This window comes from Psychrobacter sp. AOP22-C1-C5, from assembly GCF_052378885.1.
Taxonomy (GTDB): Bacteria; Pseudomonadota; Gammaproteobacteria; order Pseudomonadales; family Moraxellaceae; genus Psychrobacter.
Genome location: NZ_JBQSYC010000003.1, coordinates 126034 through 141391 on the forward strand (window position 1 = coordinate 126034; position 15358 = coordinate 141391).

The window sequence follows — 15358 nt, forward strand, 5'->3', positions numbered from 1 at the left end:
TTACTAACTATCATAACCTAATAAACTATTAAGCGTATTCTCAATAGTTACTGGCTGGAATGTTGAATTATAATAAAAAGGGTATAGTATATAAGCGCAGTAGAATAATTCAATAACAGTCTTTTTATATATTGTATCCTCTGAGCTATAGGTATCTTTCGTAAGTCCCCATCCACTGTACCAGGTTCTACTATAACAATAAACTTTAAGACCCCTGAATAAGAATTCGAAACCTAATAACGAGCTTATAGTATGAACTTCATTAATATTTGAAATATTATCGAATAAATAATGTAGATCATTAATTATCAATACTCCATCTACCTTTTCAGGATAGCTTCTTCTACTTGCATCATTATTTATAGTGTCAGGATGAGGCTTATATATAATATCCCTACCTACATTTTTAGACGCTACATATCTAAGTAATGTTTCATTAGTAGTAAATATCGCCCCACTTTTAGCAATTGACATATCATTTTCATTTTGTCCAATTACTAATATCGCATTTTTAATACTATATGAATGTTCAGAATTAGGTAAATTATATTTAGAAATATTATTTTTAATTATCCTATCAATATAGTTTTTTGCTTCAGTAGTCTTTTCTTCATCTAATGATAAATTACGTATTAAATTATGTAACTGACTTTCTCTAGCAGCATCGAAATACATCGTACCTGAATTATCAATGACAAGCGATTTAGGAATAGATTTTTTCGCCCCTAAACTATTCGAGCGTATGAATCCATCTTCTATTCTACAGAAATTCTTGCCTAAACTAAGGCAAAAACTAAATAGCCAGTAAGGATCATTGTAACTCCAAACGTAAATATTATTTATTAACGTGATTTTTTCTTCAAATAAACGAAGAAAATCACTACTATTTGCGTCTTTTGTAGTGAAAAAATAACAATTACCACCAAATATTTTCTTTATAAAGTCGTGCTTCCATTCGCTGAAGCCGAAAAAAATATTACTGGAGGAGTCTATTTTATTAAGAGCTTTAACGCTTTTATTCTTTTGCAGGAAAAGCATATCGTTACCAACTTATTTATAGTATGCTTTATACCATTCTACAAAGTTTTTTACTTCAACTTGGACTGTAGTAGAAGGTTTATATCTTATAGCTTTTTCTAGTTCGCTTGTATCTGCATAAATACTAGGTACGTCTCTAGCTTTCAAAGGCATCATACTCGCAATCATTTTCTTATTGAAAGTATTTTCAATTTCATGAATATAATATCTAAATAGGATTATTAACTATATTATATATTTTGAGAGAGACTTTCATTTTATTAGGATTATATATTTTGAGAGAGAATTTCGTTTTATTAGGGAACAAATTTTTACCATCCCTATTCAGATCTCTATCAGTTACCCTAATTATAACTTCAGCGATATCATCAATATAGGTAAAGTCTCTGATATGATGTTCATAATTAGATACATTAATGAGTTTATCTTCTAGTATGTTTTTCGTCAACATGAAAAGTCCCATATCAGGTCTTCAGCATGGTTCAGAAGCCATAAGAAATTTTAAACCAGTTGCAGGCAGTTTGTATAAATGACTGTAGGCATGGGCCGTAAGTTCATTGAAACGTTTAGTCGCGGCGTAAAATTGTAATGGATTATCAATTGGCTGACTTTCTTTAGCAGAGGAATATCGTATTATGTCCATACACTGGACTGGTAATAGTATAAATAATATGTTTTACATGGTTTCTAACGCAAGCTTCCATTAAGTTGGTATATGCAGTAATATTATTTTCAATATATGCATGAGGATTCTCTAAATAATGCCTAAAACCTGCTTAAGCAGCTAAGTTGATTACTCCATCAAATTTATGTTTATTCAAGGCTCCCCCTACCTGTTCAGAGTTTGCCAAGTTAAACCTATAGAGCATGTAGTTTTTTAGACAAGTTCTTAAGGAAATTTAGTGTGTCCCCTTTCAGGTTAATATCGTAAGAATCGTTGACACTGTCTACGCCTACTATATGACAATTGGTTTTTCCATAAGCATTTTTACAAGTATAAAACCTGCATTATCTGTTGCTACAATTCTCATTCTTAAAACTATAATCGCCAATCTGGGTTATTTAAAGCACCTTTAACATCAATAACAACTTTAGGTGCCTTGCAAAAGCTATTTATCTTGTCATCTTCACCTAAAAATTCAGTGTGATTAACAGCCACAACTACCGCATCAAAAATACTTTCTCTAATATCTTTATAATCGATATAGTCAACATTCAAGTGGCTCCAGTCTTCCTCAGCAACCCAAGGATCTGAATAGGTTATTTTTACACCATACTTCTCAAGCTCAATACCAATATCTATGACTTTGGTGTTTCTCACATCAGGGCAGTTTTCTTTGAAAGTAACCCCCAAAAGTAAAATACGAGCGTCTTTAATATTTTTTCCGTACGAGATAAGCTTTTTGATAGTTTGTTCAGCAACAAACTTGCTCATAGAATTATTAATCGCACGAGAAGTTAAAATTAAGTTAGGATTTAATCCCAAAGATGATGCTTTATGAGCTAAATAGTAAGGATCTACACCAATACAATGTCCACCTACTAGACCAGGCATGAGCTTAATGAAGTTCCATTTAGTAGCTGCAGCCTCAATTACTTCATGGGTATCGATACCAACTTCGTTAAAAATAAGCGCCAGCTCATTTATTAGCGCAATATTAACATCACGTTGTGTATTCTCAATAACTTTAGAAGCTTCAGCGACTTTTATAGAAGAAGCTTTAAAGGTGCCAGCAGTAATTACTGACTTATACAGCTCATCTACTGTATCTGTATAATAAGGGTTTGAACCTGACGTTACTTTTAATATATTTTCTACGGTGCGAAGCTTATCACCTGGATTAATGCGCTCTGGAGAATAACCTACACCAAAGTCTTTATTCAATTTGAGACCCGATTTTTCTAACTCTGGGATACAAACTTCCTCTGTAGCACCAGGATATACTGTGGACTCGTATATAACAATATCATCTACCTTGATAATTTTGCTCAACATCTGTGAAGCTTTAACTAAGGGTGATAAATCTGGTAAGTTATTATCATCTATTGGGGTTGGCACAGTAATAATAAAAACGTTTGCCGCAGATAAATCATTAGTGTTTGAAGTAAAAGTAAGGTTAGAAGTACCTTCTAAATACTCCCTAGTAACTTCTCGAGTCTTATCAATGTTGTTACAAAGCTCAGCAATACGTGTTTTATTTATATCAAAGCCTATAACATCATACTGTTTTGCAAACGCACAAGCTAAAGGTAGACCTACATAACCCAACCCTATAATCGCAATTTTTTTCGAATTCATTTAATGACCTTTTGATAAAATCAGGTAGAGTATACTAGCAAATTAAGGTGTCTTATAGTAACAGATATAGAACAACTGAGAAAGCGACATTATGCTTACTTCTGAAACATCAAAATATACCCTATATAAGTATCAGTTTGGGTAAAATTTTTCCAGATTAGTGACCGTTTTGACACGTAGTAATCAAGCATCTCCTGCGCCAATGTCTCATTATAACTATACTTGTTCAAAGTCAAAATTGGCGATCAAATCAGTCAAATCGTTTGGACGAGTCGTATCAAAATAGGGTGCTTGACTGTCCATCACAATAGACAATGGCGGAGTACCACTCTCATCACAAGGTCTTGAGCGAATAAAGCCATCTTCTAAGAAGAAGATATCTAGCTTTTGCTCACGTATATAATCGATAAAAAAATCAGGCGCTTTATAACCCCAAATATATATAACAGGATCTACGCGTTTGATAAAAGGTTCGAGCCATTGTTTAAAATAGCATTCATTGAAATGGCATTGTATTTGAATGTGGGACGATTCTAATACCCAACCCCCAATGCTATCTTTCCATGGCAACATGCCAATCACTAATGCTAAGCGCTGTTTGGGTTTGCGGTAGTGAGTATAGTAGCCTGACAGTAGTGGCCGGATGTAAGGCTTAAATTTCATAGTGGGCTTAACGGCTTAGATTGACAACGAAAAAGTAGAAGTATATTAGTAAGATATGCTGTGAAGAATAAAGTCTATACTAATAATAAATTTTAACAGTGTTTACCTTTGGTTATTAGTACTTTTAAAATAACGTCAACTCTATTAAATTAGCAAGCTTGTTATTGTCCCAATCAAGTACTGGTAATTAGTGTCTCATGGCTTCCAGTATAGAAACACTTATGATTAAAAATGACCAATTGCTCAATCTTATAGATAATAAGTAGCCTTTAATAAAGTAAAACATGTTTGTTTACATGTATAAGTTATTCAAACTTTAATGAGTTATAGTTGTCTAATGATACTTCATAATCATTTTAACTTCACTTTTCTTTTCAACACAGCCCAAATACTATGAAAAAAATAACTTACGCTGTCATCCCTGTCGCAGGCTTCGGCACTCGTATGCTGCCATTGTCTAAATCTGTACCAAAAGAGCTGCTGCCTTTAGGAAATCGTCCCGCCATTCATTATGTCGTCGAAGAGGCAATTGCCGCTGGCATCAAACACATTGTCTTGGTCGGTCATGCGCAAAAAAGCGCGATTGAAAACTACTTCGACATTAATGCTGAGTTGGACACGCAGTTACGTCACAAAGGTAAGGACGAGCTGGCAGATAGCTTAAATTGGCTACCAGATGATGTGACAGTGTCAATGATACGACAAGGTAAGGCGTTAGGGTTAGGTCATGCTGTACTCGCGGCTCAGCCGATCATTGGAGAGCATAATTTTGCTGTCTTGTTGCCGGATGTGGTGCTTGATCCATTTAATACCGATATGTCTGCTGATAATTTGGCATTTATGATTAATGCTTTCAATGAAGATGGTCATTCACAAATATTGGTCGATGAAGTTGCCGATGAAGATGTATATAAATATGGTATTGCCAAACTTACTGATACTAGTCATGTAAATGATGTATCTGACGGTATTAATGCCAGCTTTGGGGTTGTAGGTTTTGTAGAAAAACCCAGTTTAGAAGAGGCACCGTCAAAGCTGGCAGTGGTCGGTCGCTATGTATTTGATAATAAAATCTTTGATTATCTAGCTCATACCAAAGCGTCTGTTGGTGGTGAGATACAGCTGACCGACGCCATCGATGCGTTGATTAGTAAGTACGGCGTCAATGTGACGATCATGCGCGGCGATAGTTATGATGCAGGCGACATGCGTTCTTACATGCAGGCCTTTGTCTACTTTGCTCAGCAGCAACTAGCAAATGATGAATAGCCGATGGATGAGATAAAGTGCACTGACGAATATAACAATGCCCGCAGCTCTCAATACTGGCAGCAGTTGCAAACGCTTGCCACGCAGAACTGGTCATTGGCAAGCTTGTTTGCGCAAGATGATGGTCGTGCCACGCGCTTCAGTATAAAAACAGGTGCGCTGTACATGGACTATAGCAAGCAGTGTATTGATGAGCAGGTGCTGGCAAGTCTATTGCATTTAGCTGACAGCTGCGAGTTATCGAAGCGAATCGATGCGCTGATGCAAGGTGCGATGGTCAATACTAGCGAGCAACGAGCAGCACTACATACAGCACTACGCCTGCCAGAAACAGCACAGTTAAAGGTTGCTGATCAAGACGTGGTCGCTGATGTGCATCGCAGTTTGACACAAGTGGCCAGGCTCTCTGAACGCGTACGTCATGGGACATGGCGCGGTTTTTCGGGCAAGGCTATTACGGATGTGGTCAACATTGGCGTCGGTGGTTCGGATCTTGGTCCACTTATGGCAACGACCGCTTTGGACGAATGGGCAGACACTCAGATTGAGGTGCATTTTGTCTCCAACATGGATGGCACTCAGCTCGATAATCTGTTGAAACACCTAAATCCTGAGACGACTTTATTTATTATTTCTTCCAAATCCTTTGGCACGGTAGACACTCTATCAAATGCTAAAACGGCGCTGTCGTGGCTGCTGGCGACTGCCAAACTGCGCGCTGGTACGGAAAACAGTGTATTGCGTCGGCACTTTATTGGTATTTCAGCCAATAGTGAAAAAATGAGCGCATGGGGTATTCATTCTGAGCATCAACTACAGCTTTGGGAATGGGTGGGTGGTCGCTTTTCTTTATGGTCGGCGATTGGATTGGCGATTGCTATTCGTATCGGTATGCCTAAGTTTAGAGAACTATTGAACGGTGCTCACAGTATGGATGAGCATTTTGCAAAAGCTGATTTTGCAAAAAACTTGCCCGTGTTATTGGGCTTACTGGCCGTTTGGAACAGTACCTTTTTACAAGTGAATGCTCATACTGTACTGCCGTATGATGGTCGTTTAAGCTATTTGCCGAGCTACTTGACCCAGCTTGAGATGGAGAGTAATGGTAAGTCAGTTACCCAGCATGGCAATCACATTGACTATGATACTTGTCCGATTTTATGGGGTGAGATTGGTTCGAACGCCCAGCATGCGTTTTATCAACTGCTTCATCAAGGCACGCAGCAGGTTTCTTGTGATTTCATTGCCTGTGTGCGCCGCTATAGTGACAATGTACAAAATGCGCCCTTACAGCAGCAGCATGAGTTGTCTTTAGCCAACTGCTTGGCTCAAAGCCGAGTACTGGCATTTGGTAATACGGCTATTGCAAAAATAGCTGGGGCTACAATCGACTTTGATGCAGAAAAATACAAATATTACCGTGGCAATCAACCGTCAACTACATTGTTGATTGATGAGCTGACCCCGCATAGTTTGGGCTCACTGATTGCGCTCTATGAGCATAAAGTCTATGTGATGGCCAGCATTTGGGATATTAATCCATTTGACCAATGGGGCGTTGAGATGGGCAAACAAATGGCGGAATCTGTACATGAGGCTATGCAGCACGAAAGTAACGCCCAATTCGATACTTCTACTAACCAGTTGCTCCAACACATTAAACAGTTGTCTTACTGATGTTGTTAGTCGATGAATAATGATACGAGGTACGTTCATGAGTGCTGATGCAAGCGATACACCTAGGCTTAAGTCCGAAAGCAAATTAGACCAAAGCCAGTTGGATCAAAGTCAATTTAGCAATCCTACTATCTGTGTGCTTATTGGTCATAGCATTGATGCCATTACCAGTGCGGTAGTACTGGCAAGTTTGGGTCAGCGTGTCCACTTGTATGCAGATAGAGAAGTTCTGGCACAGCAAATACAGCAGTATGGCTTTGAACATCATTTACAAGCGCTATGGCAAATGTACGAGCAGCAGCAAATCATTGTGAGTCAAGCTTTGCCAGACAGCGCTGACAAACTTATGCAGCATTATGAAACCATAAATTGTGAAAACGGTGGCGATATTGAAGTACGCCCCAATGTTGATGAGCAAAATACGGTCGCGCTTTACTGGTTGTTCTTAAACAGTATTGAGTCAGTCTGGCTTGAGGACAGCTGGATCACCGCTTTTAATCACAGTCATCAGCAATCTGTACCCTTGATTATGAGCGGTATTGAGCCGCTAGGGCATGTCTCAGCGCTGTCTCAGCGTTTGCAGCGTGCTTGGGTGTACTATGTACCGTTTGTCTTTTTAAAAGATGGTGATGCTTATAGCTCAATGTTACATCCATCACTATGGTTACTTGGCGAAAAAACCGCGAATAGCAGCCAGCATCTAGAGGTATTAAAACCTATAATGCAACATGCGCATGCTACGCATCATACGGATATCGCGACAGTAGAGTTTGCCCGTAGTAGCATCATGGCTATGCTTGCGACACGAGTGAGCTTTATGAACGAGATGTCGCGCTTGGCTGATAGCCAGCAGGTTGATATCAGACAAGTGAGTCATATCATGGGACTTGATGAGCGCGTTGGTAGCAGTTACTTGAAAGCGGGGTGGGGGTTTGGTGGTAGTACCTTGCCGACTGAGCTAAACAAGTTGCAGCAATCAAGTCAAACGCATAGCTTAGATATGCCGCTATTGCAGTCTGTTATGTATATTAATGAAGACCAAAAAGAGCTGATATTCCGTAAGTTTTGGCAATACTTTGACGGGTTTATTGACAATAAAACGGTGATGATTTGGGGCGGCAGCTATAAAGCAGGATCTGGACGTACGGCAGGCTCAGCCATCCATCCATTGTTAGCGTTATTATGGTCTTATAATATTCGTACCTTTATTTATAGTGATAAAGCGCAGACTGAGTTGGCAACGCTTTATGGTGACAAACCATTGTTTCAGCTGGCACGCACGCCTTATCAGCACCTTCATAAAGCACAAGCAGTTTTTGTCATAAGCTGGTCGTCAAGAGATCAGTTGGATGTTACTAAGATCAATCAGCAGGCCATACCCATATTTGATGCGCAAAACGCTTTAGCGCGGTCGCAGATAGATGGCCTAGTAGGTGACTATATTGGTATTGGTCGGTCTAAATAATCTGATTAAAGTCTTCTTGAAACTAAAAATGCTCACCAATAATTATTAATGAGCATTTTTTTTGTTTTTAACTAACTATAATATCTTAAGTTGATACTGCACCTTGTTTCCCTAACCATTGCTCAATCTCTTGGATTTTAGTGGCCAATAATTGCTCATCGCCGCGACTTTCAATGTTCAATCGGATCAGCGGCTCAGTGTTGGACGCGCGTAAATTAAAGCGCCATTCTCCAAAGTTGAGACTTAAACCATCCAGGGTCGATTTGGCTGGGTTTTGAGCGCTGAAGTTTTCCTCGATATCACGAATGATCGTTGGCGCATCCTGAGTAGTGAGGCGAAAGTTTCGTTCGCCTGAGCTGGGATAAGCATGAATATAACCAGTGACCAGCTCAGATAGGGTTTTGCCCGTAACGGACAATAGCTCAATGGTCAGTAACCAAGGGATCATGCCGCTATCGCAATAGAAAAAATCTCGAAAGTAATGATGAGCGGACATCTCGCCACCGTAGACCGCCCCAGAATCACGCATGACTTGCTTAATAAAAGAGTGTCCAGATTTACTGATCACAGTTTTGCCATTGTGCTCGTTTATGACGGCTTCAGTGTTATATATCACTCGTGGATCATAAACAATTGCTTCGTTTGGATATTTATTCAAAAAAGCTTGTGCCAGCATGCCTACGATATAACTGCCATCGATAAATTTGCCATTTTCATCGAATAAAAAACAACGATCAAAATCGCCGTCAAAAGCGATGCCAAGATCGGCTTTATTTTCTAAAACTGCTTGCTGAGTAGCCACTCTATTGGCTTCAATCATTGGGTTGGGAATGCCATTTGGAAAACTGCCGTCAGGAGTATGATGCAACGTAATAATCTTGATTGGCGCCCCAGCTTGCGTTAGCTTATCGATTAACAAGTCCACAACAGGGGCAGCGCTGCCATTGCCTGAGTTGATCACCAATTTGAGCGGTTTGAGTTTATCGGTGTCGATAAAAGTCATCACGTGATCGATGTAAGGTCCTTTATCCGTCAATAATTGCAATTTTCCTGATTGATTATCACTAGCGAATTGTCCAGATTCTGCTAGCGCCTGAATCTCTGCCAAACCATCATCCGCACTAATGGGTTTTGAGTGCTCCTTGACCAATTTTAAGCCATTATAATTGATCGGATTATGGCTGGCCGTCACTTCAATACCACCCAACGCTTGATAATGGCTGGTAGCAAAATATACTTCTTCCGTCCCAGTCATACCCAAGTCAATAACATCGACGCCCGCGTCTATCATGCCTTGGATGGTGGCTTGTTTTAATTGCTCACTCGAGTGACGAATATCACTACCGATAACGATAGCAGGCTGTAGATCTGTTATATCACTGGTTTTATTCTTGGCAGCTGTTTTATATCGTTCATACAAAATTTGGGCAAAGGCGCGACCAATACGGTAAGCGATGTCTTCATCAAGATTGACCCCAAGCTCGCCGCGAATATCATAAGCTTTAAATGAGTCAATAATAATGGGAGCAAACTCAGTGGCTGGTTGATAGCCATTGATCACAGAAGTGGACATAATTATAAGATTCCTTGCGCATAAGCAGTGACAAGATAGAGAAATAAATAGCATCATTGTAGGCCAGTCAGTGTTCAATGATACACTAACGACTGACTGAATAAGGCTTGAGCATCTGGGTTAAGCCAGATTTTATTCTAAATCACTAAGTGACACGATAAGTAAATATATAAGAGCATCCCTTATGAGTATTGTAGACAATAAAATTAAAGCACCCGCACCTGTGCCAGGATTGCCAGAAATAAGCGGGCAATTTGAAGATCTTTTAGCACTGATGGCACGGCTGCGAGCTGATTGTCCTTGGGACAAAAAACAAACCAATCATAGTCTGATTCCGTATGCGATTGAAGAAGCGTATGAGTTAGGCGCGGCTGTTCAAAGCGATGATGACGAGGATATAAAAGGCGAGCTTGGAGATGTGCTGCTACAAGTGGTTTTTCATTGTCAGATGTACGCGGAGCAAGGTCGCTTCGATATAAGCGATGTCATTGCTACTCTACAAGAAAAGCTGGTTCGCAGGCATCCTCACGTGTTTGAGGCTGAAACGCTCAAAGATGACGTGGCAGTAAGAGAGCGCTGGGATGAGATTAAAGCAGAAGAGAAGCGAGCGCGTGTGGCGCGCGGTAAACCGCAGCGCCGTTTGGATGAAGTCAAAGCGGGCAGTGCGCTCATGCAAGCGCAGGATGTCCAAAAGCAGGCATCAAAACTTGGGTTTGACTGGGAGGGCATAAGCGGTGCCTTTGATAAGTTAGATGAAGAAGTGAGTGAATTGAAGGCTGAGCTGGCAAATAAATCCGAAGCGGACATCAAAGCCAACATCAAAGAGATAGAAAAAGAGCTTGGCGATTGTATGTTTGCTCTAGTCAATGTCGCTCGTAAATTAAACCTTGATGCTGAAACTGCCACATTGACTTGCGTGCATAAATTCAAATCGCGTTTTGGTTATATCGAAGAACAATTAGAGGCTGTTGGCAAGCGTTTAGAAGACAGCGACATAACAGAAATGGATATCTTATGGGAAGCAGCTAAATGCCATGAACGCTCACCGTAAAAGCATTTTTACTCACTCGGTAATAAACGCGGCTTTCTGTCTGGCGACTATCTTTATGCTAAATAGTGCCAATGCTATCAATGCTGCACCTTGTTTCGATAATCCGCAACGTGCCTATGATTATTTGTTAGCAAAAGAAAAATCAGACAGGCAGGCGCGTGATCAAAGAATTGTTAATATCAATCGTGCCAGCGAAGGAGAGCTTGTCTCCTTGCATGGTATCGGCAGCAGTAAAGCGCAAGCGATTGTTTTATATCGTGAGATGTTTGGCGGTTTTAAAACCATTGATGAATTGGCAAAAGTTAAAGGCATTGGTGCAAAAACTGTTGAGAACAATCGCGCGCGTTTGAGCGTGCAGGACAGATAGCAGTATTTTGCGCTAATTAACCCTAATATTGATAAAATAGCACGTAAGTAAATGTCATAACACACCTACTACGCGCAAAATTTGTTAAACTAGCAGGTACATCCGCCTGATAAACGCTGTGTTCGTCAAGGGTGGTTAAAGAATACCGGCGAGGAGTAGATGCATGGCCGAGCGTGCCGCCAAGCAGTTAGAACTGAATAAATCTGAATTACCCAATTCCATTACTGAAGTGATTGCCACATTGACGCGAGCTGGGTTTGATGCCTATATCGTTGGCGGCGGTGTGCGTGATACTTTATTGGGTTTGCGCCCAAAAGACTTTGATGCCGTTACTGATGCCAAGCCGCATGAAATCAAAGACGTCTTTGGTAAGCGTTGCCGCATTATCGGTCGCCGCTTCCAGTTAGCGCATGTGTATTCAGGTCGCGAGTTGATTGAAGTGGCAACCTTTCGTGGTCCACCCATCAATGATGCCAATACCAATCGTGATGGCATGATCTTGCGTGACAATGTTTGGGGCGATATCAAACAAGATTTTTCTCGTCGTGATTTTTCTATCAATGCGCTTTATTATCAACCGCTCAAAGGTGTGGTGCACGATTTTTGCGGTGCGCTTGAAGACATTGATAATAAAATTATTCGCTTATTGGGTGATGCGCCTGTCCGTATTGAAGAAGATCCAGTGCGGTTATTGCGAGCCCTACGTTTTAAAGCCAAGCTAGGTTTTGAATTTGATGACGCGTTGGCTAACCAGTTTCATGATGGTAATTGGGCGCTGCTTGAACAAATATCGCCGCATCGTCTCTATGATGAGACGCAGAAGATGTTCACAGGTGGCTATCTGGTGCCACTATTGCCATTGTTATTTGAGTCAGGCGCGATTGACAGTTTAATCATATACCCACCGTCTGAGCCAAGTGCGCTGGTCAAGCAGGTAGCGATCAATACAGACAAGCGTATTGCAGCGGGCAAAAGCATCAATCCAGCGTTTTTCTATGCCGCTCTATTATGGGAAAACTATTTGCACCAATTGGCAAAAGCCAAAAAGCGTAATATGCCATTCGCAGAAGCGCAGATGCATGCTGCTGGCAAAGTCATTGACCGTCAACGTATTAAGACGGCAATTCCTAAATTTGCTGAGCAATTCATCCGTGATATTTGGGTGTTGCAGCCAAAACTTGCCGCACCGCGCAGTAAACAAATTGTCCAGCTCTCTGAGCATCCACGCTTTCGAGCGGGTTTTGACTTTTTATTATTGCGTGAGCACTGCGGTGATGCTGAACATCCTTTGTCTGAGTCGACCAATGGGATGGGCGACTGGTGGCAGACGTATCAGACCCTATCTGAGCAAGAACAACAGCAAGCTGTTGAAGATTTCGATGAAAACATTCGTCGCGGCGCTTACAAGCAAGGTCAAGGTCAGCGTGGTCGCGGACGCAATCGTCAAAAGCTGGAGTCAAATACAGTTGATGAGTCAACTACCAATCAACGTAGTACTAAGCACAGCGACTCCAATAAAAGCACTGAAAAAGGTATGAATGATCAGACAATGGTAAACGATCCTGCAAATATTCCATCACGTCGCCGCCGTGCTGCCAGTCAGTCTTCAGCCAAGCAATCGAGTAACCATCAAGCCAAATCGTATGATACGCAGCAAGCAAAACAAGACAGTAGTGAGCTTGCTCAACTGCAGCAATTGTCTCTTGCCAATAGCAATGATCAAGCGTCGAACAAGCGCCACAGCGCTAAGCCTGCGCCATTGTTTGTCATAGAGCATGAAAAAGTTGTACCGCCATTAAAAAGGCAGCTGGCAAGTGATGAGAAGCCCGCGCCAGTTAAAGCGTCTGTGCAGAAAAAAGTAGCCACTGAGACAGCTTCAACTGAAAAAGCTTCGCATCATCAGGAAACAACGTCGGATGGCGCTCAGCAGAGTAAAACAAAACCGTCTGAGGTCAAATCATCGTCGGTCGAAGTCAATATAGCTCGTTCAGTGGCAAGCTCGCCTGCACTCGTGAGCATGAATAATGAACCAATTCCGCATAAGCGTCGCCGTCGTCAACCTACTGTAGACAGTTCCAACAATGTGGCAATGCAAGAGGCAACTGATAGCGAGCAGACGACTGTTAAATATGAGAAAAAAGCACCAAAACCAGCTGCTGAGTCTAGCGATCAAACACAAGCCAAAGCTAGAAAGCCCAGAAGATCGAAGAAAGCATCTATAGAAGTGAGCTCTGCGGAAGCAAACCCTATAGAAACGACCTCTAGAAAAGTATCAGCTAAAACCAGTCAAGCAGTTAACAGTCAGACGGCTGCTACTAACATGACTGACAATAAAGGTCCAGTACCAGCGAAGCGTCGCCGCCGACAGCCCAATACGGATAACGCTTAGCATCAATAGCGTTTAATATTGCTAGCGATATTAACCCTAGATTTTAGAGTAAAGTGATAACCATGAATGGCTTTAAAGACGGTACAGAATTGAGTCAACAATCTGATTACAAGATTGACGCTAATAAAGACGAGACTGTGTGGGTTACTTGCTATATCGGGCTAGGCAGCAATTTGGCGAATGACTTAGGGTCGCCAGTGGAGCACTTGCAACAAGCGCTTGCCGGTATTCGGGATTGTGAGGACATACGCGACGTGAGCGTTTCTTCATTCTATGCATCGCCGCCCATGGGACCACAAGATCAACCTGACTTTGTCAATGCGGTCGCAGGTTTCGAGACCAGATTAACAGCGTTTGAATTACTTACATTTTGTCAGCAGCTAGAGCAGCTTGCTAAACGTGCCCGCCTACGACGTTGGGGTGAGCGCAGTCTGGACGTCGATATTTTATTGTACGGCGATTTACAGATGGCAGAGCCACAACTGACCATTCCACATGCTGGTCTGTCTGAACGAAATTTTGTATTGATACCGCTGCGAGAATTAGCGTCAGAGCTAACCATTGCAGGCATACCAATACAAGACTATCCACAAAGTGCAGATTGGACAGGCTTAACACAATTGTCAAACGCCTAAAAACGTTCAGAGATATTTAGAAGCGGTATTGGTCAAATAAGATTTAAAAATTGAAATGATGGGTGGTTGACTGATAATTAAAGACATTGAGTGTCAATTGAGGAACCTATGACAACATTATCTACTTTAAATAAGTTTAAAAAAGATGGTATCAAATTTACTTGCTTGACGTGCTATGACTCGATGTTTGCCAGAATGATGGACAAGGCGCAGATTGATACTATTTTAATTGGCGACAGTTTGGGTATGGTCGTGCAAGGCCATGATTCAACACTACCCGTGACCGTTGACGATATGGCTTATCATACGGCTAATATCGCTCGAAGCAATAAGCATGCACTGATTCTGGCTGACCTGCCGTTTATGAGTTACGTGACATTACCAGAAGCGGTTGCCAATAGTCGGCGGTTGATGCAGGCAGGCGCGCATGTGATCAAAGTTGAGGGTGGCAGCGAGCTTTGTGATTTGGTCACGACTTTGGCGCAAGCCGGAACGCCTACTTGTGTGCACTTAGGTTTGACACCGCAGTCAGTCAATGTCTTTGGTGGTTATAAGATCCAAGGACGCGGTGATGAAGCGGCTGATAAGTTGTTGACGGATGCTAAGGCTGTCGTCGCTGCTGGTGCTGCTCTGTTAGTACTAGAGTGTGTGCCAGCGGCACTTGCAAAAACCATTACGGAAGCCGTGGCAGTACCAGTGATCGGGATTGGGGCTGGTGCAAATACGGATGGTCAAGTATTGGTAATGCATGACATGCTGGGCATGGTTCATGGACGTGCGCCGCGCTTTGTACACGATTTTTTGACCGATGAGCGCAACGTTGCACGCAGTGTTGAAGGCGCCTTTGCCTTATACCAGCAGTCCGTACGTGAAGGCGCTTTTCCCACTGAACAACACCAATTTGTCTAATATTTGGAATAGAAGAATACTGA

13 protein-coding genes and 1 pseudogene are annotated in these 15358 nt (G+C 41.6%); 8 read left to right on the top strand and 6 right to left on the bottom strand.

Annotated features, from left to right (window positions below; translation table 11 throughout):
- Positions 1 to 3: 3 nt before the first annotated feature.
- The 5 genes and pseudogenes from ACT3TH_RS05280 to ACT3TH_RS05300 form a co-directional block, all read right to left on the bottom strand.
- Entirely contained in the window at positions 4 to 1038 is a 1035-nt protein-coding gene (locus tag ACT3TH_RS05280; protein ID WP_444754807.1) for a capsular polysaccharide export protein, LipB/KpsS family, read from the bottom strand.
- Between the two features lie 208 nt (positions 1039 to 1246).
- On the bottom strand, positions 1247 to 1489 hold the full coding sequence (locus tag ACT3TH_RS05285) for a hypothetical protein (protein ID WP_444754808.1): 243 nt from the start codon (positions 1487 to 1489) through the stop codon (positions 1247 to 1249).
- 163 nt (positions 1490 to 1652) lie between these two features.
- Positions 1653 to 1793, bottom strand: a pseudogene (locus ACT3TH_RS05290) (NAD-dependent epimerase/dehydratase family protein); the annotation flags it as partial.
- A 284-nt stretch (positions 1794 to 2077) separates the two neighbouring features.
- Positions 2078 to 3337 (bottom strand): nucleotide sugar dehydrogenase, encoded by a 1260-nt coding sequence (locus ACT3TH_RS05295; RefSeq protein ID WP_444754809.1) that lies wholly within the window; start codon positions 3335 to 3337, stop codon positions 2078 to 2080.
- Between the two features lie 216 nt (positions 3338 to 3553).
- Entirely contained in the window at positions 3554 to 4000 is a 447-nt protein-coding gene (locus ACT3TH_RS05300; RefSeq protein WP_444754810.1) for a capsular polysaccharide export protein, LipB/KpsS family, read from the bottom strand.
- Positions 4001 to 4393: 393 nt separating this feature from the next.
- On the opposite strand from ACT3TH_RS05300, the gene ACT3TH_RS05305 reads away from it, so the two are divergent.
- From ACT3TH_RS05305 to ACT3TH_RS05315, 3 genes are read left to right on the top strand one after another with little or no spacing between them, the layout of a single operon-like run.
- Positions 4394 to 5269, top strand: coding sequence for a UTP--glucose-1-phosphate uridylyltransferase (locus ACT3TH_RS05305; protein ID WP_444754811.1), 876 nt, complete (start codon positions 4394 to 4396; stop codon positions 5267 to 5269).
- A gap of 3 nt (positions 5270 to 5272) precedes the next feature.
- Positions 5273 to 6946: a glucose-6-phosphate isomerase gene (pgi, locus tag ACT3TH_RS05310; RefSeq protein WP_444754812.1), complete on the top strand. Its 1674-nt coding sequence runs from the start codon at positions 5273 to 5275 to the stop codon at positions 6944 to 6946.
- Positions 6947 to 6983: 37 nt separating this feature from the next.
- On the top strand, positions 6984 to 8411 hold the full coding sequence (locus tag ACT3TH_RS05315; RefSeq protein ID WP_444754813.1) for a UDP-glucose/GDP-mannose dehydrogenase family protein: 1428 nt from the start codon (positions 6984 to 6986) through the stop codon (positions 8409 to 8411).
- Positions 8412 to 8496: 85 nt separating this feature from the next.
- Here ACT3TH_RS05315 and ACT3TH_RS05320 read toward each other — a convergent pair whose 3' ends face one another.
- Entirely contained in the window at positions 8497 to 9984 is a 1488-nt protein-coding gene (locus tag ACT3TH_RS05320; RefSeq protein ID WP_444754814.1) for a phosphomannomutase CpsG, read from the bottom strand.
- Positions 9985 to 10168: 184 nt separating this feature from the next.
- On the opposite strand from ACT3TH_RS05320, the gene mazG reads away from it, so the two are divergent.
- From mazG to panB, 5 genes are all read left to right on the top strand, one after another.
- Positions 10169 to 11035, top strand: a complete 867-nt coding sequence (gene mazG, locus ACT3TH_RS05325) for a nucleoside triphosphate pyrophosphohydrolase (RefSeq protein WP_444754815.1) — start codon at positions 10169 to 10171, stop codon at positions 11033 to 11035.
- A complete protein-coding gene (locus tag ACT3TH_RS05330) occupies positions 11019 to 11402 on the top strand; it encodes a ComEA family DNA-binding protein (protein WP_444754816.1) in 384 nt (127 codons plus the stop codon). The genes mazG and ACT3TH_RS05330 overlap by 17 nt, the downstream gene beginning before the upstream one ends.
- 163 nt (positions 11403 to 11565) lie before the next feature.
- Positions 11566 to 13791 (top strand): polynucleotide adenylyltransferase PcnB, encoded by a 2226-nt coding sequence (gene pcnB, locus ACT3TH_RS05335; RefSeq protein WP_444754817.1) that lies wholly within the window; start codon positions 11566 to 11568, stop codon positions 13789 to 13791.
- A 62-nt stretch (positions 13792 to 13853) separates the two neighbouring features.
- Entirely contained in the window at positions 13854 to 14426 is a 573-nt protein-coding gene (folK, locus tag ACT3TH_RS05340) for a 2-amino-4-hydroxy-6-hydroxymethyldihydropteridine diphosphokinase (RefSeq protein ID WP_444754818.1), read from the top strand.
- Positions 14427 to 14534: 108 nt separating this feature from the next.
- Positions 14535 to 15335 carry a 3-methyl-2-oxobutanoate hydroxymethyltransferase gene (gene panB / locus ACT3TH_RS05345; RefSeq protein WP_444754819.1) on the top strand — a complete coding sequence of 267 codons (801 nt, stop codon included), beginning with the start codon at positions 14535 to 14537 and terminating at the stop codon, positions 15333 to 15335.
- The last annotated feature ends 23 nt before the right edge of the window (positions 15336 to 15358 follow it).